The organism is Catenulispora sp. MAP12-49 (genome assembly GCF_041262705.1).
Classification (GTDB): Bacteria; Actinomycetota; Actinomycetes; order Streptomycetales; family Catenulisporaceae; genus Catenulispora.
Genome location: NZ_JBGCCP010000062.1, coordinates 1 through 20,122, shown reverse-complemented (window position 1 = coordinate 20,122; position 20,122 = coordinate 1). Strand labels below are relative to the sequence as shown.

At 69.0% G+C, this 20,122-nt stretch carries 22 protein-coding genes, 2 tRNA genes, 1 pseudogene and 1 riboswitch; of the genes and pseudogenes, 19 read left to right on the top strand and 6 right to left on the bottom strand.

Features of this window, described 5'->3' with window-relative positions; genetic code table 11:
- Positions 1 to 186 precede the first annotated feature (186 nt).
- From ABIA35_RS47585 to ABIA35_RS47525, 13 genes are all read left to right on the top strand, one after another.
- Complete coding sequence (locus ABIA35_RS47585; RefSeq protein ID WP_370362413.1) at positions 187 to 444, top strand: helix-turn-helix domain-containing protein; 258 nt, start codon at positions 187 to 189, stop codon at positions 442 to 444.
- Complete coding sequence (locus ABIA35_RS47580) at positions 441 to 596, top strand: hypothetical protein (RefSeq protein ID WP_370362412.1); 156 nt, start codon at positions 441 to 443, stop codon at positions 594 to 596. The genes ABIA35_RS47585 and ABIA35_RS47580 overlap by 4 nt, the downstream gene beginning before the upstream one ends.
- The gene (locus ABIA35_RS47575; protein WP_370362411.1) at positions 593 to 934 is read left to right on the top strand and encodes a hypothetical protein; all 342 of its coding nucleotides are present in this window, start codon (positions 593 to 595) and stop codon (positions 932 to 934) included. The genes ABIA35_RS47580 and ABIA35_RS47575 overlap by 4 nt, the downstream gene beginning before the upstream one ends.
- A gap of 2 nt (positions 935 to 936) precedes the next feature.
- The gene (locus ABIA35_RS47570) at positions 937 to 1,398 is read left to right on the top strand and encodes a hypothetical protein (protein ID WP_370362410.1); all 462 of its coding nucleotides are present in this window, start codon (positions 937 to 939) and stop codon (positions 1,396 to 1,398) included.
- An 11-nt stretch (positions 1,399 to 1,409) separates the two neighbouring features.
- Positions 1,410 to 1,880 carry a hypothetical protein gene (locus ABIA35_RS47565; RefSeq protein WP_370362409.1) on the top strand — a complete coding sequence of 157 codons (471 nt, stop codon included), beginning with the start codon at positions 1,410 to 1,412 and terminating at the stop codon, positions 1,878 to 1,880.
- Entirely contained in the window at positions 1,877 to 2,533 is a 657-nt protein-coding gene (locus ABIA35_RS47560; RefSeq protein WP_370362408.1) for a DNA cytosine methyltransferase, read from the top strand. Before ABIA35_RS47565 ends, ABIA35_RS47560 begins: the two co-directional genes overlap by 4 nt.
- Positions 2,530 to 2,883 carry a hypothetical protein gene (locus tag ABIA35_RS47555; RefSeq protein ID WP_370362407.1) on the top strand — a complete coding sequence of 118 codons (354 nt, stop codon included), beginning with the start codon at positions 2,530 to 2,532 and terminating at the stop codon, positions 2,881 to 2,883. The genes ABIA35_RS47560 and ABIA35_RS47555 overlap by 4 nt, the downstream gene beginning before the upstream one ends.
- The gene (locus ABIA35_RS47550) at positions 2,880 to 4,022 is read left to right on the top strand and encodes a DUF2637 domain-containing protein (protein ID WP_370362406.1); all 1,143 of its coding nucleotides are present in this window, start codon (positions 2,880 to 2,882) and stop codon (positions 4,020 to 4,022) included. The genes ABIA35_RS47555 and ABIA35_RS47550 overlap by 4 nt, the downstream gene beginning before the upstream one ends.
- Position 4,023: 1 nt before the next feature.
- Complete coding sequence (locus ABIA35_RS47545) at positions 4,024 to 6,312, top strand: FtsK/SpoIIIE domain-containing protein (protein ID WP_370362405.1); 2,289 nt, start codon at positions 4,024 to 4,026, stop codon at positions 6,310 to 6,312.
- A 217-nt stretch (positions 6,313 to 6,529) separates the two neighbouring features.
- Positions 6,530 to 7,270: a hypothetical protein gene (locus ABIA35_RS47540; protein WP_370362404.1), complete on the top strand. Its 741-nt coding sequence runs from the start codon at positions 6,530 to 6,532 to the stop codon at positions 7,268 to 7,270.
- Positions 7,267 to 9,243 (top strand): DUF3987 domain-containing protein, encoded by a 1,977-nt coding sequence (locus tag ABIA35_RS47535; RefSeq protein WP_370362403.1) that lies wholly within the window; start codon positions 7,267 to 7,269, stop codon positions 9,241 to 9,243. The genes ABIA35_RS47540 and ABIA35_RS47535 overlap by 4 nt, the downstream gene beginning before the upstream one ends.
- Positions 9,244 to 9,343: 100 nt before the next feature.
- Complete coding sequence (locus ABIA35_RS47530) at positions 9,344 to 9,550, top strand: excisionase family DNA-binding protein (protein WP_370362402.1); 207 nt, start codon at positions 9,344 to 9,346, stop codon at positions 9,548 to 9,550.
- 1 nt (position 9,551) lies between these two features.
- The gene (locus ABIA35_RS47525; RefSeq protein ID WP_370362401.1) at positions 9,552 to 10,901 is read left to right on the top strand and encodes a tyrosine-type recombinase/integrase; all 1,350 of its coding nucleotides are present in this window, start codon (positions 9,552 to 9,554) and stop codon (positions 10,899 to 10,901) included.
- Positions 10,902 to 10,967: 66 nt separating this feature from the next.
- Here the strand turns inward: ABIA35_RS47525 and ABIA35_RS47520 are convergent.
- From ABIA35_RS47520 to ABIA35_RS47510, 3 genes are all read right to left on the bottom strand, one after another.
- Positions 10,968 to 11,052: transfer RNA gene (locus ABIA35_RS47520), tRNA-Ser, on the bottom strand.
- Between the two features lie 36 nt (positions 11,053 to 11,088).
- Positions 11,089 to 11,610, bottom strand: coding sequence for a nucleoside deaminase (locus ABIA35_RS47515; RefSeq protein ID WP_370362400.1), 522 nt, complete (start codon positions 11,608 to 11,610; stop codon positions 11,089 to 11,091).
- 183 nt (positions 11,611 to 11,793) lie between these two features.
- Positions 11,794 to 11,979, bottom strand: coding sequence for a hypothetical protein (locus ABIA35_RS47510; RefSeq protein ID WP_370362399.1), 186 nt, complete (start codon positions 11,977 to 11,979; stop codon positions 11,794 to 11,796).
- A gap of 153 nt (positions 11,980 to 12,132) precedes the next feature.
- Here ABIA35_RS47510 and upp point away from each other — a divergent pair, with 153 nt between their 5' ends.
- Entirely contained in the window at positions 12,133 to 12,771 is a 639-nt protein-coding gene (upp, locus tag ABIA35_RS47505) for a uracil phosphoribosyltransferase (protein WP_370362423.1), read from the top strand.
- A gap of 87 nt (positions 12,772 to 12,858) precedes the next feature.
- Here the strand turns inward: upp and ABIA35_RS47500 are convergent, their stop codons facing one another.
- The 3 genes and pseudogenes from ABIA35_RS47500 to ABIA35_RS47490 form a co-directional block, all read right to left on the bottom strand.
- Complete coding sequence (locus tag ABIA35_RS47500; protein ID WP_370362398.1) at positions 12,859 to 14,247, bottom strand: NAD(P)(+) transhydrogenase (Re/Si-specific) subunit beta; 1,389 nt, start codon at positions 14,245 to 14,247, stop codon at positions 12,859 to 12,861.
- 158 nt (positions 14,248 to 14,405) lie between these two features.
- A pseudogene (locus ABIA35_RS47495) lies at positions 14,406 to 14,696 on the bottom strand (NAD(P) transhydrogenase subunit alpha); the annotation flags it as partial.
- Positions 14,693 to 15,811, bottom strand: a complete 1,119-nt coding sequence (locus ABIA35_RS47490) for an NAD(P) transhydrogenase subunit alpha (protein WP_370336113.1) — start codon at positions 15,809 to 15,811, stop codon at positions 14,693 to 14,695. The pseudogene ABIA35_RS47495 and the gene ABIA35_RS47490, both read right to left, overlap by 4 nt.
- Before the next feature lie 225 nt (positions 15,812 to 16,036).
- Here ABIA35_RS47490 and ABIA35_RS47485 point away from each other — a divergent pair, with 225 nt between their 5' ends.
- The 5 genes from ABIA35_RS47485 (at position 16,037) to ABIA35_RS47465 (ending at position 19,242) form a co-directional block, all read left to right on the top strand.
- Positions 16,037 to 16,201 (top strand): hypothetical protein, encoded by a 165-nt coding sequence (locus tag ABIA35_RS47485; RefSeq protein WP_370336111.1) that lies wholly within the window; start codon positions 16,037 to 16,039, stop codon positions 16,199 to 16,201.
- A 21-nt stretch (positions 16,202 to 16,222) separates the two neighbouring features.
- A complete protein-coding gene (locus tag ABIA35_RS47480) occupies positions 16,223 to 17,014 on the top strand; it encodes a PH domain-containing protein (RefSeq protein ID WP_370336109.1) in 792 nt (263 codons plus the stop codon).
- Positions 17,015 to 17,227: 213 nt separating this feature from the next.
- Positions 17,228 to 17,427, top strand: a riboswitch (cyclic di-AMP (ydaO/yuaA leader).
- 17 nt (positions 17,428 to 17,444) lie between these two features.
- The gene (locus ABIA35_RS47475) at positions 17,445 to 18,551 is read left to right on the top strand and encodes an NlpC/P60 family protein (RefSeq protein WP_370336107.1); all 1,107 of its coding nucleotides are present in this window, start codon (positions 17,445 to 17,447) and stop codon (positions 18,549 to 18,551) included.
- Between the two features lie 412 nt (positions 18,552 to 18,963).
- Positions 18,964 to 19,089, top strand: a complete 126-nt coding sequence (locus ABIA35_RS47470; protein WP_212016801.1) for a DLW-39 family protein — start codon at positions 18,964 to 18,966, stop codon at positions 19,087 to 19,089.
- 80 nt (positions 19,090 to 19,169) lie between these two features.
- Positions 19,170 to 19,242: transfer RNA gene (locus ABIA35_RS47465), tRNA-Ala, on the top strand.
- Positions 19,243 to 20,122: the final 880 nt, after the last annotated feature.

Here is a 20,122-nt window from a genome sequence, read left to right as displayed (position 1 = left end):
GGCAACCGTTGACATGCCTAGGCAACCTAGCCTATCTTCCTGACTAGGCAAGCTGGGCAAGTCCAGCAAGGCCGTGAACTCTGTCGAACCGTGCTGAACGGCTCTGAATGGGGTTCGGAAACGGAACGGCCCCGGCGGGTGGTGAGAGACCCGCCAGGGCCAGCGCTTCGAGTCTGGAGGACTGGAATGCACGACCAGCGTAGCGCGCAGATGAGCGCGCAAACCTCGGCGATTGCCGAGGTCGAGCGGCGCAAGCCGTACCGCGTGGCCGAGGTGGCGGAGCTGCTGGACGTCCACGAGAGCACCGTCTACCGGGACATCGACGAGGGGCGCCTCCGCGCCCTGCGGGTCGGCGCCAAGCGCGGCGCCCTGCGCATCATGCCCGCCGACTTCGCCGCGTACCTCGCGAGCATGGCTACGGCCGGTTCGGCGGTGGCGGCATGACTGACGTGATGAAGGCGATCCTCGCCGAGATCCACGAGGGCATGGAAGACGAATTCTGCGACCGTACGTACCTGCTGGAGTCGGTCGAGGAGCAGTTGGCCGGCCTGTTGGAATACCTGACCGGCGCCGACGTCGAGGCGGTGACCGAATGATCGTCCTGGGAATCGTGGTCGGCATCGTCGGCCTGGTCATCTACGAGGTGCGCGCGGACCGCCGGGTACGGCGCTCCACTGCCGGTGCGACGCCGGTCGTGGTGGTGCGCGGACTGCGCCCCCGCTGGTGGCGCCTGCTGCTGGCCAAGGCGATCGGTTTCGTCGTCCTGACCGGCGCGTTCTTCGGCGCGGGGTTGGTGCTGTGGCACCTGGCCGGCACCGCCACCCCGTCGAACGTGGAGCACTCCTGGCCGATGCCGGGCGCCACCTCCACGCCGGACCTGACCCCGATGCACGGTGCCTCTTCGACTTCTACGACGTCCGGAAGGGGGCGCTGACCATGTCCGACACCTTCGCACTCCGGCATGTGCTGGACGGCTACCGCGCCGACATCGCCCGGCGCACCGAGATGATCCGTACCCACCGCGAGAGCGCGGCGGCGCTGGCGGCCGACAACTACACCGACGCGATGCACGTCGAGGTGGCCGAGGCGCTGCTGGCGGCGCTGGCCGCCGACCCGGCCCCGGCGTGGGCGCCGGTCACCGACGTGCAGGCCGCCGCCCTGGTCGCCGACAACGTCGGGATCGGTGGCCTGCCCGGTTCGCGCAAGTCCGCAGTGCGGTTGCTGGCGCTGGCCGCGCTGCTGGACGCCCAGGCCGACATCGCCGCCGTGGACGGCGCGCCGGCCGCCGGGCTCATCCACGACCACGCCGCCGACGACTGCCCGGCGTGCCTGCTCACCGGTGCCGGTGACCTGGCTGCGCTGGACGGCATCGAGACCAGGGCGGGGGTGGCCCGATGAAGATCCGCCTCATGGACACCCCCGATCAGGTCAGGGCGTACGCCGACGTGATGCACCAGGCGTTCGACGTGGTGGAGGAGTCCGGCGACTACGCCAACCGCGGCACGTCGCGGATGGTCCGCAAGTACATGGACCTGCGGCTGCGCGCTGACTTCGACCTCGGCGACGGCGCGGACCTGCTCGACGTGGTGCGGCGCCTGGCCGGTGCCGCCGCGCGGTGGAAGGCGGCTGGCACCCGCTGGCGCACGGTGATCACCGACTCGGAAAGCCTGGATGGGATCGCGCTGGTCTGCACCGACCCCGGGCACCCCGACGTGATCGACGGCATTCCGGGCGCGTCCTCGTGGATGTACGACTGCTGCGACCCCGACGTGATCGAAACCCACGATGTGGCCATGGCCGCGTTCCTGATCGCTGCGCTGAACGAGGCGCTGCCGCTGCTGACCGCTGACCAGCGGATGAAGCGGAGGTGGGGACTGTGAGGCGCCCGCGTCTGCTGGACCTGTTCAGCTGCGCCGGTGGCGCGGCCATGGGCTACCACCGTGCCGGCTTCGAGGTCATCGGCGTGGACATCGCTCCGCAGCCCCGGTACCCGTTCGAACACCACCAGGCGGACGCGCTGGAGTTCCTGGCCGGCCACTGGCGCGAGTTCGACGCCATCCACGCCAGTCCGCCATGCCATGACCACACGTCGCTGACGTCCGTGGCCGGCATGGACGGTACCGGCTGGTTGCTGGAAGCCACCCGGGACGCCTTGTCCGGCATCGGGCGGCCGTGGGTGATTGAGAACGTGCCCGGCGCGGAGATGCGCGTGGACCTGATGCTGTGCGGCTCCATGTTCGGACTGCGCACCTACCGGCACCGCTGGTTCGAGTTCGGCGACCCGATGCTGCCGCCGACGCTGGCGCACCCCCGGCACGTGGCCAAGACCAGCACCAAGAGGCGGCGTACCTGCTGGGAGGCCGGGATGAACATCTCGGTCACCGGCGACATCGGCCGCACCATCGGCTCCCTCGCGCTCGGCATCGACTGGATGAACGGCAACGAGCTGTCGCAGGCGATTCCGCCGGCCTATACGGAGCACGTCGGAGAGCACCTGCTGGCGCAGGTGGCGGAGATGGCGGTGACGCGATGAGTTTCACCGACTTCGCCCCGATCGCCGCGGAGACCGTGTGGCGTGTGGTGATGCAGGCCGCTGGCTACCAGTGCCAGTGCACTGGCGGTTGCAAGCCTGAGGGGGCTCACAAGACGAACCCCGGCCATCGCTGCAAGCGCGAGCACAAGCCCTGGCAGCCCCTGATCGTGACCGCGGCCGCGCCGACCGGTGACCCGCACAAGGACATGGGCGCCGAGCAGGTGGCCTACTGCGGGCCCTGTTACGACGGGCACCTCGCCGCCACCAAGCGCACTGCCCGTGCCGCCGCCGACAAGCACGAGACCGACACCCCGCTGTTCGACCTCGCACCCGAAGGGAGCGACCTGTGACCACCCTCATCGAGCACGTGAACGGCCATGCCGCCGCCCCGGTCGCGTCCTGGCCGACGTCGGCCACAGCGCCGGTTGTCGCCGAGCAGCAGGACGGGCCCGCCGTGATGGCGATCGAGGGCCCGCTGAAGGCGATCGTGGTCGCCGTGTCCACTGCGGTCGGCGCGCTGGGCCTGCTGGGGTTCGTGAACTCCTTCCATCGCGTGGACGCCACCGCGCAGCCGTCCTTTCACGGCCTGGCCTGGACCGTTCCGACCGGTATCGACCTGGGCATCTTCGTCTTCTCGGCGCTGGACATCGTGCTAGCGATTCTCGACATGCGGATCGTGTGGCTGCGACTGATTCCGTGGGCGCTGACCGCGGTCACGATCCAGTTGAACATCGCCGACCAGACCGGGCAGGCGCCGCTAACCGGCTTCGACAAGCTCGCGCACGGTGTGCTGCCGGCGATGTGGGCTCTGTCGGTCGAGGTTGGCGCACACGTGGTCCGCAAGCGGGCCCGGCTGACCAGCACCCGGCGCATGGACCGCGTCCGCGTGTCGCGGTGGCTGCTGGCGCCGCTGCCGACGCTGGGCCTGTGGCGCCGGATGGTGCTGTGGGAGGAGCGTTCCTATCCCGCCGCGCTGGCCCGGGAGCGGGCTCGTGTCCTGGCCCGGACCGATCTGCAGGACCGGTACGGCCGTGGGTGGCGGTTCAAGGCGCCGCGTCGTGAGCGGGCCCTGTACCGGCTCGGCGAACTCGCCCCGACCTCGATCGCCGAGACACTCGCCCCGATCGAATTGACCCCGATCGCCGGATTCGAATCGACCTCGACCCCTGAGACCGAATCGACGTCGATCGGTGACGCGGGATCGACCTCGACCCGCCCGGCCCGATCGACCTCGACTCGCAAGCCGAAGAAGGCGGCCGGATCGACCCCGATCCGTGAGCGTGACTTCGCCGAGTTGCTGGCCGATGCCGAGCAGGTGCCGACCTGGCGCGGCAAGCGCTCGGCCGAGCGGATCCGCACCGTGCTGCGCATCGCCCCGGTCACCGCTCGCAAGCTCGCCGCTGAGCTGACCGCAAAGGACATCGCCGGGAGCGGGTCCGGATCGGCTCCGATCGACACCGACACCAGCACTGCCGAGGAGGTGGCCTGAGATGAGTGAGACCTACCAGAACCCTGCCGCCGAGCAGGACGCCGTGACCGGCGCCGACGTGATCCCGTTCCCGGCCCGTCCGGACTGGATGGGTGAGGACGGCGAGCCCACCGCCGAGTGGATCGACGACTACGACCGCCGCCACGGCATCACCACCGACGCGACCGAATCGCGCGTCGTCTCCGGTGTCGTCGTCGGCGCCGAGGACGCCACGCCGGCCGTGTGGAAGGCGTGGCGTGCGGGCAAGCGTGCGTGGCGCTGGGCTAAAGCCGCGTTGCGGTGGCTGCTGGCGCACCGCGCCACCAAGTTCGGTGCCCGGCACGCCGCCTATCTGCTGGCCGGTGTGCGCGTCGGGATCCGTCGGCACTGGGAGGCACGCTCCACCGCCCGGCATGAGCGGATGATGCGCCACTTCGAGGCCGCCGGCGACCGGGAATCGGTGCTGGAGTGGGAGAAGCGCGCGGCGGAGTTCCGTACCGAGCGGGCCGAGCGGCGCATGCAACTGCTGGCCGCCCCCGCGCACGCCGCCCGCGGCGTGGCGCACGGCATCATCGCCGCCTTCCTGATCCTGGGCGCGGTCGGTATTGCCCTGGCCGTCTCCAGCCACCACCTCGGCGAGGTCACCACGCCGTTCACCACCGCGTTCACGGTGATCCGGGACATGGTGGCGGTGGTGCGCGCGACCTGGCGGCCGGCGCTGTTCACCGCGCCGCTCCTGGGGCTGGGCGCGCTGTGGAATCTGGGCCGGACCTCGGGTGAGCCGGTGGGCTGGGCGCTGGCCCCGGCCGAGCAGAAGGCCACGGCCGGCGCGGTCATCACCGCCGATGCCATCGTGCGGGCCCTGTCCTTCCTGGGCATCTCGGAGTTGAACAAGGCTCTGAAGAACGGGTGGATCCCGCACTTCCACACCCCGCCGATCCGCGACGGCAAGGGCTACCACGCCGTGTTCTCCCTGCCGGACGGCGTACTGCCGTCGTGGATCGCCGACAAGAAGGCGCTGTTGGCGCACAACCTGCACCGTGGCGAGATCGAATGCTGGCCGGCGGACGCGTACAAGGCCAAGACCGGCCCGGCCAAGCACGTTGACCTGTGGGTGGCCGACGCCGGAGCGCTGGACGGGCCCGCAGCGGAGTACCCGCTGCTGCACGCCGGCACCGCCGACGTGTTCACCGGCGTCCCGCTCGGCGTCACCCCGCGCGGGGAGCAGTTGACCGTGGCCCTGACCGACGGCGCCAACGGAGTCGTGGGCGGCCGGCAGGGACAGGGCAAGTCCAATGCGGTGCGGGTGGCGATGCTCGGCGCGGCGCTGGACCCGCTGGCCGAGCTGCGCGCGTACGTGTTCGCCGGCAACGGCGACTTCGACGCCTACGCCCCGCGCCTGGCAGTCTACCGCCGCGGCGCCGATGCCACCACGGTTGAGGCCGCGGTGGAGGCGTTGCGCTGGTTCAACGAGGAGGAAGTCACCCGCCGCGAGGCGCGCCTGGCCGAGCTGAACGCCAAGAAGCTCACGCGGGAGTTGGCCGCCAAGCACCCTGACCTGCGCCCGATCGTCGCGGCGTTCTCCGAGTGCCACGTCATGTTCGGTGACAAGGACCTGGGCGACCTGGCCGAGGAACACGCGGTCGGCACCATGCGGCGGGCCCGCAAGACCGGGATCACGCTGCTGTTCGACACCCAATCCTCCCGCGCGGACGCGATCCCAGGTGCGGTCATCGAGCTGATGGGCTGGAACGCCTGCTTCAGCGTGAAGACCTGGCGTAACAACGACGGCTTCCTCGGCGACGGCTCGTTCCAGGCCGGGATCCGCGCCACCGAGCTGCGGTTCAACATCGACCGCGGCACCTCCCTGGCCACCGGCGTGTCAGAGAACCTGTTCGACGTGCTCAAGTGGCACTTCGTCGAGGTCGACGACGACACCGGATTCGACGCCGCCGCCGACGTCATCGCCCGCGCCATGGCCGCCGTGGACCCCCGAACCCCAGTGAAGGACAACGCGACACCGCCACCGGCACCCGAGGTCCGCGACCTGCTGACGGACCTGGACGAGGTGTTGGGCGCTGAGCCGGTCCCCACCGCCGACGTGCCCGGCATGCTGCGCAACCTCGCCCCGACCTGGCGCGGCTACCAGGCGCTGACCGGCAAGGAACTGCGCACGATCCTCGCCGACCAGCACGGGATCAAGGTCCCGACCACCGGCAACAAGCACCCGCTCGACCCGGCCGCGGTCCGCCGCGCCCTGGCCCAGCGACCCGCCGACGAGGGCCCCGGCGGCGACCAGAACGGCGAGTGAGGTTAGACCGCCAGAACGTCCCAGATGGCCGCTGCGCCACCCTCGCGCAGCGGCCGTCTAACCCCCGATCCGGACCTAACTTTCTAACTTCCTGCTGGTCAGGGCCGATACGGGCCGTGTCACTCGCGAAGTGAGAAACCTAACCCGCTACGGCGGACCTAACTACCGGATCGATCTTCAAAACCCTGATTTTGACCCGCCCCGGGAGGGCTGAACCTTGTCTGAAACCACCATCCCGCAGCCCACTGCGACGCCGCGGCGCCTGCCGGTGTCCCCGATCTCGATCGCGCTCGCGCTGGCGTCCCCGGCCGTGGCTTGCTGCATGCTCACCCTGGCCCGGCACTGGTCCGACCACGGCGCCCGCCACTCCATCGGCGACATGGTCCCGCTGGGTCTGGGCGCCATCATCGGCCTGGCCGTCACCGCATGGGCATCGGCCACCGAAGACGCCGTGTTGGTCGGCACATGCGCCAGCCTCACCGCCGTCACGCTCGGCGTCGGCATGATGGCGTACCCCGCCGGACTCGGTGAACCGCTGATCGTGACCGCCACGGCGACCGTGCTCGGATGGGTGCTCACCCGCCGCGTGCGCCGCGCCGCCGACGTCCGACACGAGGGCTACGCCGAGCGCGCCAAGGACCGCGCCCACGAGGCCGCCATCGTCGGCATGCAGTGCCAGACCGCCATCGAGGTCACCGCACTGCGGGAGCAGGGCGCCACCGACCGGGAGCGCCTGGCGCAGCTCGGCGCAGCCAAACGGCTGGAACTGGCCTTGGACACGGCCGAGTACGAGGCGCTGAAGCTGGAGCGCGACGTACGCCGCCGCGCCGCCCTGACCATCAGCCCCACCGCACGCGAAGCCCTGGACGCCGCGCCCCGCCTGGCGATCCAGCATGCGCCCGCCGGCTACGCCGACTACCCGGAGCCGGTCGGCGCCGATGAGCGGAGGTCGGCGTGAACGCCGTGCCGTTCTTGCATCCCAACGGCGAGGAGTTCGCCGAGGACGAGGTTCCCCTTCAGTGGGCGCTGCCGCACGACGAGGACGCCGAACGCGCGGTGCTCGGCGCGGCAATGCTTTCGCCGGCAGCGCTGGCCGAGGTTCGGCCGATGCTGACCGGGACGGACTTCTACGTGCCCAAGCACGAGCAGATCTGGGAGGCCATCACAGCACTCGCCGACGCCGGCCGCCCCGCTGATCCCCTGGTGGTGGCGCAGTCCCTCGGCGAGCAGCTGCACCGCATCGGCGGTGCGCCGTACCTGCACACCTGCATGGCCTCGGTCCCTACTGCTGGCTCTGCCGGCTGGTGGGCCCAGATCCTTCTGGACAAGGCCTATGCCCGCCGTGTCATCCAAGCCGCTACTCGCCTCGGGCAGATTGGGCGGTCCGAGGACATGGACGCGCCGCTGCGGGCACGGGTCCGCGCCGAGTACGCCGCGTTGCTGGAGGCCGAGACCAAGGGCTGGACCGACCCGACCCCGCTGGGCAAGGCCACCGGCACGCTGCCGGAGTTCCCCGGCGACGCGCTGCCCACATGGGTTGCTGAGAAGGTCGCCGCAGTCGCCGACGAGACACAGACCCCGATGGACCTGGCCGCCTCGGTGGCCCTGGGCGCTCTGGCCACCGCATGCGGTGGCAAGGTCCGCGTGATGGTGCGCCCGCGTATCCGCTGGTCGGTACCGACGAACCTATACCTGGTTACGGCGCTGGCCCCGGGCACCCGCAAGTCCCCGGTGTTCAACGCCATGACCGCGCCGCTGCTCGCAGCCGAGAAACTGATTCAGCAGCAGGCCCGCCCGGTCATTGTGCAGGCCGTAGTCGATCGGCAGATCGCCGAGCAGCGCGCCGCACACGCAGCCACCGCCGCAGCCAAAGCCAAACCTGCCGACCGCGCAAAGCTCGAAGCCGAAGCCCGCGACGCCGCCGCGGAACTGGACGAATCCTCGGTGCCGTCCAAGCCGCGGCTGGTCGCCGACGACGTGACCCCGGAAACCGCCGCCACCATGCTCGCCGAGCAGAACGGCCGCCTGGCGGTGCTGTCCGCCGAGTCCGAGATTTTCACCATCATGGCCGGCCGCTACGGCGGGCAGGCCAGCCTGAACGTGTTCCTGAAAGGCCACGCCGGTGACCTGCTGCGCGTGGACCGCCGAGGCCGTGAGGAGTCCATCGACGAACCCGCCCTGACCATGGGCATCTGCACGCAGCCCTCAGTGCTGCGCGAACTAGCCGCCGTCCCCGGCGCCTCAGGCCGCGGCCTGCTGGGCCGGTGGCTGTACGCGCTGCCGATCGTGAACTTCGGCGACCGCATAACCGACCCGGAACCGGCCGAGCCGACAGCCCATGCCAACTACGCCGCGCAGCTGCACTCCCTCACCCTCACCATGGCCGAACGCGAAGAGCCGATCGAGCTGACACTCAGCACCGAGGCGATGCAGGTCGAACGCGACATGTCCGACCGCTACGAGAAGCGCATGGCCGATGACGGCGACCTGGCCGGCATCCGCGACTGGGCCAGCAAAGCCGTAGGCCACGCCATGCGCATCGCCGGCCTGCTGCACGTCGCCGAGCACCTGCGCGACGGATACGGCGCACCTATCAGCGCCGAGACCACCGCGCACGCCGTACGAATCATGGACTACTTCACCACCCACGCCCTGGCTGCCTTCGACGCCATGAGTACGGACGAATCCATCGTCCGCGCCCGCGCCGTCCTGGAATGGCTGGAACGCAACCGGCCCGACCGGTTCACCGCTCGGCAGCCTTTCAGCTCCATGTCCAGAAGCCGCTTCCCGAAGATCTCGGACATGGACGCGGCCCTGGCCCTACTGGAACGCCACGGCTACATCCGTCGACTCCCGGACCCGCCGAGCGGACCGCGCGGTGGGAGGCCCTCGACGCCGGCCTACGAGACTCACCCCGAAATCGGGACCTGACCCCCGCCGCATCGCCGCAAAACCCGCAAAACCCGGTTCTGCGGGTTTTGCGGCGATGCGGCGGCCCTAACCATCTGAATTCACCGACAGGAGAGACCGCATGAACCAGCCCCGCACCATGCTCACCGTCGAACAGGCGGCCGACGCCATCGGCATCGGACGAACCACCATGTTCGCCCTGCTCAAATCAGGCGAGGTCGAATCCGTCCTCATCGGGCGCCTGCGCCGCGTGCCGGTGAGTGCGATTGACGGCTATCTCGGCCGGTTGGTTGCTGAGCAGCACGGCCCGAGCGAAGTGGAGGCATGACATGGCTGTGAAGAAGGACCCGGAGGAGGAACCGAAGGGAACGCGCGCAGCCAACGGCGAGTCAACCATCTACTTCGGCAGTGACGGTTACTGCCATGGCCGCGTCACGATGGGCATCCGTGACGACGGGAAGCCCGACCGTCGCCACGTGAAGCGCAAGGTGAAGCCCGGTCAGGAAGAACGAGCACGCAAGGAGGTCGAGAAGGCCGTTCACGAACTGGAAAGGGAGCGAGACAACGGGACGGCACGCAAGGCCGGCCCCGCTTGGACCGTAGCCAAGTGGTTGAACTACTGGATTGAGCACATTGCCTCAAAAACGACGGGCGACAGCGGGAACGGCCTCGCGGCGTACGAAGTCGCGGTGCGCGTCCACCTGATTCCCGGCCTGGGGGCTCACCGGCTGGAGCGGATTACGCCGGAGCATTTCGAGAAGTTCTACGCCAAGATGCAGGCCGCCGGAAGTTCGGCAGCGACGGCACACCAGGCTCACCGGACTGCAAAGACGGCGTTCAACGAGGCGCTGAGGCGCGGTTACATCAAGCGGAATCCGGTTGCTCTCGCCCATCCGCCGAAGCTCAAAAAGAAGAAGATCCTGCCGTACAGCGTCGAGGAAGTGCAGTGCCTTCTTGCCAAGGCCGTTGAGAAGCGGAACAGCGCGCGGTGGGCGATTGCTCTGGCGCTTGGGCTTCGTCAGGGCGAAGTGCTTGGTATGAAGTGGGAGGACGTCGATCTGGCCGCTGGCAGCCTGAACGTCTGGCGGAACCGACTGCGACCGAAGTACAAGCACGGATGTACGAACCCGTGCGGCAAGAAGGCGGGCTACTGCCCGGCACGAGTTGCAGCGCGAGACGAGACGGGAGAGACGAAGTCGGAAGCTGGAGTTCGGACTCTCGCACTTCCTGCTGAGCTGGTGGAGCTACTTCGCAATCACCAGGACGAGCAGGCAAAGGAGAAGGCTGACGCCGGGAGCGTCTGGGCCGAGAAGGGCTACGTCTTCACCTCGGAGACAGGTGAGCCGCTGAACCCTCGTACCGACTACACGAGGTGGAAGGACCTTCTCGCGGCCGCGGGCATCCGTGACGGCCGGCTCCACGACGCGCGACACACCGCCGCTACCGTCCTGCTGCTGCTCAAGATTCCGAACCGGATCGTGATGGACCTGATGGGCTGGTCTTCCGAGTCCATGGCCACCCGGTACCAGCACGTCACGGGCGAGATGCGAGAGGACGTCGCCAAGCTCGTTGGCGATCTCATCTGGAAGCCACCAGAGGAGGTCACGGAGGAGCCCTCCGGAGTGGTCGAGGAGGACCAGGCCGGCACCGACGAGAAGGGGTCAGAAGCGGGGTACTGAGACCGTATCTGAGACCCTCATGACGAAGGGCGGTAGCCGAGTCAACCGGCTACCGCCCTTCACCTGCGGTGACGGTGGGATTTGAACCCACGGAGGCTTGCACCTCACACGCTTTCGAGGCGTGCTCCTTAGGCCGCTCGGACACGTCACCGTGGAATACCTTACCGGATCTGTGGGGGTGCTTCGCTCACTTTCGGCGGTGGTGTTCGAAGAAGCGGTCGAGGGCGTTGCGGCAGTCGGGTTCGAGGACGCCGGGTACGACTTCGGGGTTGTGGTTGAGGCGGGGGTCTCGGAGGACGTCGTACAGGGAGCCTGCCGCGCCGGCTTTGGGGTCCCAGGCGCCGAAGATGACGCGGGTCAGGCGGGATAGGACGATGGCGCCGGCGCACATGGTGCAGGGTTCGAGGGTGACGACGAGGGTGCAGTCGGTGAGGCGCCAGGTGGTGGGGGTTGTGGGATTTTTTTGGGTGGCTCGGGTGTGGAGGGTGCGGGCTGCTGCTCGGATGGCGACGAGTTCGGCGTGGCCGGTGGGGTCGCCTTCGGCTTCGCGGGTGTTGCGGCCGGTGGCGATGACGGTGCCGGCGGGGTCGAGGATGACGGCTCCGATGGGGACGTCGCCGGTGGCTTCCGCTGCTGTGGCTTCGGCCAGGGCCAGGCGCATCCAGGGTTCGTAGCGGCGCTGGGTGGGCGTGGGCGGGGGTGCCGTCATGGGTCCAGTCTCGTCGGTCGGGGGCTTGGGGATCGCCTGGCGGTCTGGTGTGACCGATGCCATAGGCGATCGGCCTCACAAAAAGCGCCGCCGTCCCCTTTTGGGGACTGGCGGCGCCGAGTCGGTGGAGCACCGACCGGTCGGGCCAATCGGGGTGTTGTGGCAATGGGGCTTTTGGGGGGTTCAGTAGAAGAACGTCCTCAGCAACTGCTGCTGCCTCAGCCGCGCCATGCGGGCCCGGCGCGGGGCGACGCGCTCGCGCAGGCGCTGGGCTTCGGCCAGGTCGGCGAGGAAGTCCTCGCGACGGCGTTTGCGGTCTCGAGCCTCCCGCGCCGGTGCTGGCTGCGGTCGCGACTGGTCTGCGGGCATGTGCTGGTCACCGCCTTCACATCGCGCCGGTCCCCTGTTCCGGAAGCCGGCGGTTTGACCTTTTTGAGAGGTTACCTTGTCACCGTATGTGCTTGTCCAGTACTTACCGGTGCAGCGTTACGGCTCGTCGGATACCGTTTGCCCATGCCCACCGTGTCCATTCATGTCGTCGACCACCCGCTTGTCGCTCACAAGCTGACTCTGCTGCGGGACGCGCGCACGCGAACCCCCACCTTCCGCGCGCTGGCCGACGAGCTCGTGACCCTCCTGGCCTACGAGGCCACCCGCAACGCGCAGGTGGAGCCGAGCACGGTCGCCACGCCCGTCGCCGAGGCGCACGGCGTCACCTTCAGCGGTCCGCGGCACCTGGTCGTGCCGGTGCTGCGGGCGGGGCTGGGCATGCTCGACGGCATGGTCCGGCTGCTCCCGACCGCCGAGGTCGGCTTCCTGGGCATGGTCCGCAACGAGGACACGCTGCAGGCCTCCACCTACGCCACCCGCCTGCCGGAGCAGCTCCACGGCCGCCAGTGCTACCTGCTGGACCCGATGCTGGCCACCGGCGGCACGCTCATCGCCGCGATCCGCCTGCTCGTCGAGCGCGGCGCGGCCTCGGTGACCGCCGTCTGCCTGCTCGCCGCGCCCGAGGGCGTCGCCGCCGTGCAGGAGGCGCTGGCCGACCTCGACATCCCTGTGGCGATTGTCACGGCGGCCATCGACGAGCGGCTCAACGAGAACGGCTACATCGTCCCGGGCCTCGGCGACGCCGGGGACCGCCTGTACGGCACCGCCTGACATAAGAGACGACGCCCGTGGGATCGGAGCTCCGGTCCCACGGGCGTTTTCGAATCTGGCGAAGGCCTCACGGCTGTGGCGAAAGTCTCACTGCGCCTTCAGCGCCGCCAGCACCTTCCCCATGCTTTCCTTCGCGTCCCCGAACAACAGCGACGTGTTCTGCGCGTACAGCAGCTCGTTCTCGACCCCGGCGAACCCCGGGCGCAGCGAACGCTTGCAGAACACCACCTGCTGCGCCTGGTCCACGTTCAGGATCGGCATCCCCGAGATCGGGGAGCCGCTGGGCTGGCGCGCCGCCGGGTTCACCACGTCGTTGGCGCCGATCACCACCGCCACGTCCGCCGAGGCCAGCTCCGAATTCGCCGTCTCCAGCTCCAGCAGCGACTCGTACGGCACGTTCGCCTCGGCCAGCAGCACGTTCATATGCCCCGGCATCCGGCCGGCGACCGGGTGGATGCCGTACGACACCTGCACCCCGCGCGAGGTCAGGAGGTCCGCCACCTCCCGCACCGTGTGCTGGGCCTGCGCCACCGCGAGTCCGTAGCCCGGGACGATGACCACCTTGCGCGCGTACCCGAGCAGGATCGCCACGTCCTCCGGCGAGGAGGTCCGCACCGGCTTGGCCGCCCCGTCGCCGTCGGACGCGGCGCCGCCGGCCGTGGCGGTGAACGCCCCGAACAGTGTCCCGGTCAGCGGACGTCCCATGGCGGCGGCCATCATCCGCGTCAGCAGCGTTCCGGACGCGCCGACCAGCGTGCCCGCGATCACCAGCAGGGTGTTGCTGAGCACGTAGCCGCTCGCCGCGACCGTCAGACCGGTGAAGGCGTTCAGCAGGGAGATGACGATCGGCACGTCCGCGCCGCCCACCGGCAGCACGAACAGCACGCCGAAGGCCAGCGCCAGCAACGCCAGCAGCACCATCAGCGCCGTGCTCGGCCACGGGACGAGCAGCACCGCGAACAGCACCGCGGCCGCCGCGACGCCCATCGTGATCCAGCGCCCGGCCGGCAGCACCACCGGGCGGGTCGTCATCAGCTCCTGGAGCTTGGCGAACGTGATCATCGATCCGGAGAACGAGACCGCGCCGACCAGGATGGTGAACGCGGTGGCCGCAAGATCCGCGGTGGCCGCGTGCTCGATCCCCTTGCCGGGCCGCAGGAACTCCACGGCGGCCACCAGCGCCGCCGCTCCGCCGCCGACGCCGTTGAACAGCGCGACCAGCTGCGGCATCGCGGTCATCCGCACCTTCCGGGCGGTCGGCAGGCCGATCGCGGCGCCGACCACGATCGCGCCGACGATCAGCCCCAGGTGCTTCAGGTGCGGCGTGGTCAGGGCGACGACCACCGCCAGCGCGGCGCCGCAGGACCCGATCACGGTTCCCATGCGCGCGGTGCGCGGCGCCGACAGGCCCTTGAGGGTCAGGATGAAACAGACGCCCGCGATGAGGTACGCGGTGTCTCTCCAGGCGCTGCTCACTTGCCGGCCTCTCCGGAGGAGGAGGAAGAAGAAGAGGAAGAGGAAGAAGGAGAAGCAGATGACCCGGCCGCGCTACCAGAAGCGCCGAAAGCGCCAGTACCGGAAGCGCCGGAAGCGCCGGAACCACCGGAACCACCGGAAGCCCCAGCCGCCCCCGAACCGCCCGGCGCCCGCTTCGGCTTCGCGAACATCCCCAGCATCCGGTCGGTGACGGCGAACCCGCCCACCATGTTCACCGTGGCCATCACGATCGCCAGCAGCCCGAGCGCCAGCTGCAGGTTGTCGGTCGTGGACCCGGTGGCGATGATCGCGCCGACCAGGATCACGCCGTGCACCGCGTTGGCACCGGACATCAGCGGCGTGTGCAGGATCGAGGAGACCTTGGAGATGACCTCGAAGCCGAGGAAGACGGCCAGCACGAAGACCGTCAACCACGCGGTGGAACTCATCTGAACTCACCCTTCAGCAGCACGCAGCAGGCGGCGGCGATCTCGTCGCCGGCGATGTCCTCGGGTGTTGATAAAAGCACCCCGTCCTGGCACATGGCCAGAATGAACGCCGCCATGTTCGCGCCGTACAGCCGGGAGGCGTGCGCGGCCAGCTGGCTGGGGACGTTGCGGCCGCCGTGCACCAGCACGCCGTGGTGCCGGACGTCCTCGCCGGGTCGCGACACCTCGCAGTTGCCGCCGTTCGGGTTGTCCGCGGCCAGGTCGACGATCACCGAGCCGGGCCGCATCCGCTCCACCATCTGCGCGGTCACCAGCAGCGGCGCCGGCCGGCCCGGGACCGCCGCGGTGGTGATCACCGCGTCGGCGGCGGCCACGTACGGGGTCAGAGCCCTGCGTTGCCGGTCTGCGGCGTCGGCGGCCTGCTCGCTGGCGTAGCCACCGCTGCCAGAGGTCTGACTTTCCACGTCCAACGTGATCGACTTGGCACCCAGCGAGCGGATCTCCTCGGCCGCGGCGGCGCGCACGTCGTAGGCCTCCACGACCGCGCCGAGCCGCTTGGCCGTGGCGATCGCCTGCAGCCCGGCCACGCCGGCGCCCAGGACCACGACGCGGGCCGGCGGAACAGTTCCGGCGGCGGTCATCAAGAGCGGAAAGAAGCGCGGCAGCCGTTCGGCGGCGATCAGGCCCGCGCGGTATCCGGCCACCATCGCCTGGGAGGACAGCGCGTCCATCGACTGCGCGCGGGTGATGCGGGGGAGCAGTTCCAGCGCGAAGAAGCTGGCGTGCCGGTCGACCAGGACGCCGGCCGGGCCGCGGCCGTCCTTCGGGGACGACAGTCCGATCACGGCGGTGCCCGGCTTGAGCTTCGCCGCGGTCTGCTGGTCCAGCTGTCCGACAGCGGTCAAGAGATCGATGTTCCCCAAGATTTCTTCCGAGCTTTTCGCGATCATGACGCCCGCGGCGCGGTACGCGTCGTCGCCCTCGGTGGCGGCATCGCCGGCTCCGGACTGGACGTACACGCTGTGACCGGCGGTGATCAGGCGTCCCGCGGATTCGGGGGTGAGTGCCACGCGGCGCTCAAATGGGGCGGTTTCGGTCAAGACACCGATCTGCATGCGATCAACCTAGCCGGGGAATGCTGCCTTTGTGTGCCTCCTGCCGCAGAAGTCCACTGAGTCGTTATCGCCAGCCTTGCCGCTGGACCACATCAAAACCCGTTGCCCCGGCTAGGCTTTGACACAGTGGGGAAGCTGTTAGGTAGGAGTGAACCGGGAACGCTTCGCATGATGCTGACTTCCGGTCGCGCGGCACCTCGACCGTCCAGATGAAGGGGATCTGACGTGAAACTCAAGCCGGCCGTGCAGTGGGGCATCGTGCTCTTCTTGATCTACTTCGTGGTCCAGAACCCGTCAGGGGCGGGGAACCTGGTCCAAGGGGCCTTGAACTGGGTCGCCAGCGTCGGCAAGACGCTCGGTGACACATTCCACAACCTCGTCACGAGCTGATCGGGCAGACGGTATCCCGACGTGTCCGACTCATCACCGCCGCTGTACGGCCGGATGTTGCTCCGGCCCGAGCTCGAGGACCGCGCCAAGCGGTACCTCGTGCCGGGCGAGCGTCTGGTCATAGCGGTACGACACCATTTGGCCGCGATCATCATCCCGGTGCTGATCGCGGTCGCCGCGGCGGTGGCCGCGATGGGCATCGACATCTTCTCCTCACCCGACGCGGGCCAGTTGCGCCTGGGTGCGTGGGCGGTGGCCGGCATCGCCTTCCTCTATATGTTCTGGAACCTCGCAGTGTGGAACCAGGACCTCCTGATAGTGACCAACAAGCGGATCCTGCACACCCACGGGGTGATCACCCGGTCGTTCGACGCGCTGCCCTTGGGCAAGGTCAACGACATGCGGGTGGAGCGGGACCTGCTCGGCCGGATCCTGGGCTACGGGCGGTTCAACGCCAAAGCCGTGGGCGACGCGCCGCTGGGCAGACGCGGCCTGGACTACATCTCGCACGTCGAGCAGACCTGGCTGGAGATCAGCAACCTGTTGTACGGCCCCGGCGCCAAGTCGGGTCCGAAGGATCCGCAGGAGGTGCGCATCGTCGGCGCGGTCCTGCCGGACATGAACGGCGAACCGGTGGAGATCGTCATGCCGCCGGTGTCCGTGAAGAGTCCTGCGGACGACGACAAGGCACACCCCGTGAACGCCGCCATGCTCAACGTGCGGTCGTTCAGCGACGCCAAGGGCGAACGGGCGTTTGAGACCGACGTCACAACGGCGGGCAACAAACGTCGCAGGATTCGCTTTTTCCGCTAACCGGACATCCGTGTCCCAGGCCCAGGTCGCCCCCGAAACGGGGGCGTCTGGGCCATCTTTCTCATGTACAGCCCGTTTCCGTCCCTGCCCGAAGGGTGGCCGGTATCTAAGCGTTCGCTGAACGAATCATGGACTTGTCGCTTGTTAGGCAGGCCGACGGTGACTAACGTCCACAGGGCTTCGCCGCTCCCAACGGGCCAGCAGGTTCCGGGCGTCGGGGCACCGCCGAATCCGCGCACGCGCGGAGCCGGGGAACCAGGTTCGTCGGCGCGGCCCGAGCGGTTAAGCGAGGGTGGCGCCAGTGGGGTGAATCGGTCGGCGCGCACTCGCCGTCAGGTGTGCGCGTGCCACCGTAGGGCTACTTCTTCAGTCCGAATCCGTCAGCTAACCCGGTAGGCGGACAAGGAGGAGACGGAGCCAAGAAGCTCGCATGAGTGTCACCGCCCGACATCGTCGTCCGCGTGCCCCGAAGTACACGAAGCTGGCCCTCGGCGCGGCCGCGGCCGGGACCATGGTCCTGGTGCCCAGCGTCGCCAACGCCGACCCGCAGCCCACCATCGCGCAGGTCAACGACCAGCTGAACAAGCTCTACCAGCAGGAAGCCTCCGCAGACGAGGCGTACAACGCCGCCCAGGATGCCCAGGCGAAGCTGCAGCAGCAGGTCGACGGCATCAACCGGCAGATCACCGCCGAGCAGGCGACCATGGACCAGACCCGCACGCGCCTGGGCGGCCTGGCCGCCGAGCAGTACCGCAGCGGCGGCATGGACCCGACCCTGCAGGTGATGCTGCAGGCCGACCCCTCCACGATGATGGAGATGTCGGCGACGGTCGGCCGCGTCCAGGCCAACAACGCCGACACCCTGACCCTGCTGGCGCAGCAGAAGGCGGACCTGGCGGCCAAGGCCCGGCAGGCGGCGGAGAAGATGGCGCTGCTGGACCAGCAGACCAAGGCCGCCGCGGCGACCAAGAAGCAGTACGACGGCGACGTGGCCAAGGCTCAGGCGCTGCTGAACTCGCTCCAGGCGCAGCAGCGGGCCGCGCTGCAGGCCGAGCAGGCCCGGCAGCGCGCCGCGGCCGTGGCGGCCGCCCAGGCGGCGTCGCAGAACTCGACATCGTCGAGCTCGTCCTCCTCCGGCTCCTCCTCCAGCGGCTCGACCAAGGTGTCGATCCCGTCGGTGTCCGGCCGCGCCGCCGCGGCGGTGGCCTTCGCCCAGTCGCAGATAGGCAAGCCGTACATCTTCGGCGCGACCGGCCCCGGCGGCTACGACTGCTCGGGACTGACCCAGGCGGCCTGGAAGGCGGCCGGCGTGTCGATCCCGCGCACCGCCACGGCGCAGATGCAGGGGCTGCCGGCCGTCCCGGCCTCCTCGGCCCAGCCGGGCGACCTGGTGTTCTTCTACGGGAACAGCAGCTACGTGGACCACGTCGGCCTGTACATCGGCAACGGCCTGGTCATCCACGCGCCGCACCCGGGCACGGACGTCGAGATCGCCGCGGTGAGCACCATGCCGCTGGTGTCGTACGCGCGGCCCTGAGGTGCCCCTCGGGCGCTACTGAGGCGCCCCTGAGGTGCTATGAACCCGCCCGCGCTCGGCGCGCTGCGGTTCGTCCCGGTCTGTGTGGGTCCGGGAGGAACTGCCGCGCGCCGCGCCGGGCACGGCGTCTGGCCTGGTCTTTCTCCCCGGAGCCGGGCCGGACGCCACCTTCGCGTCGAGGCGTCCGCGTCGGCGCGCCGCCGGAGCGGGCCGGGCTCCGCCGGAGCCCGGACGGGCTCTGGACCGCCCCTGGCCTGCGTCTGGACGGCGTCTGGACAGGGCGCGTAGACATCCGTACTCGCGACGAGCGGAACGGCTCCGCATTTTTGCGTAGTACCGCTCACAGCTCCTAACAGGCCCCGCTGCTGTTAAGCTCGGGGGCACAGACGTCTACCAGAAGGGAGGTGGCCACGTGAAGAAACTGCTTCTGCTCGCTGTGGCTGCCATCGGCGGTCTGCTGGTCTACCGGCAGGTCCAGTCCGACAAGTCGGAGCAGGACCTCTGGACCGAGGCGACCGACCCGGTCCCTTCGGCCTGAGAACCGCTCATCCGGCTTCCTCGGCAGCTAGAGCCGAGGCACGGTCCGCCTTCCGGGTTCGGGAGGCGGACCGCTCTAACGGGGCCATGGCGCAATTGGTAGCGCACCTGCTTTGCAAGCAGGGGGTTAGGGGTTCGAGTCCCCTTGGCTCCACATATGATCTTATCAATGCTTAGGCGCAGGTCAGAGGCTATATTTGGATTGATCGTGTGGAGCCCGCAGGGCTTCCACCCGTAGTCGCCGGGCGCCGATCGCAATTTCTTGGAAGCCTGGTCAGGGCGGGTCTTTGCGATCTTCAGAGGGGGATGCCCTCGGCCGCCGACCGGGCCGTCATAGGGTCTGATCCGAGAGCTGTGGTGTATGAGTGGTGGCGTTTCCCGTGCCTCCATACTCCGGTTCCACGTGCCGAATCGTGGTCGAGACCGCGCGGTCGACGCCACCGGCTCTGACGCTCGACCAGGTCGTGATCAAGCGGCTCGCCGTCCGCGAGAACCAGCGATGATCAGCTCGTTGTCCGAGCCCGATTCTGGGCTCGGACGCCGTCACCTGGTGTGTTGGGCGCGTTGGTAATAATCTTGTTGCCAGCTTCCCGATCATGACCGCCTCAGGCCACTTACTTCCGTCAGATGCATTCTTTGGACGGGAGAGTTCATGGAGCCGGTTTCGACGGTGGTGGCGGTCGCTGGTTTCGTCGCAACGATCGTCAACACGCGTGGGCGGCTGCGGACGCAGAGGGAGCGGTCGCGGGAGGCCGCACGGGCGGACCACATACGGGCGTTGCCTCCAGGGAGCGTTGTGGGTCACGTCGACCAGCACCAGCGATGCCTTGCCGAGCGAGTCACGGCCTACAAGCGTCGGCACGTCGTCCAGTTCTCCCACGACCACGGCTACGAATCCCGGTCCGCCTTGAGCCGTCGGAGATCTGGAATCACCCACTGGCCACGCCATGATGCTGTTTAAATGTGCCGAACTACTTTCCTAGGCCGATGACACTGAGCCTTTGTACGTGCCTGCAAAGCGCGAAGCCGAGCGT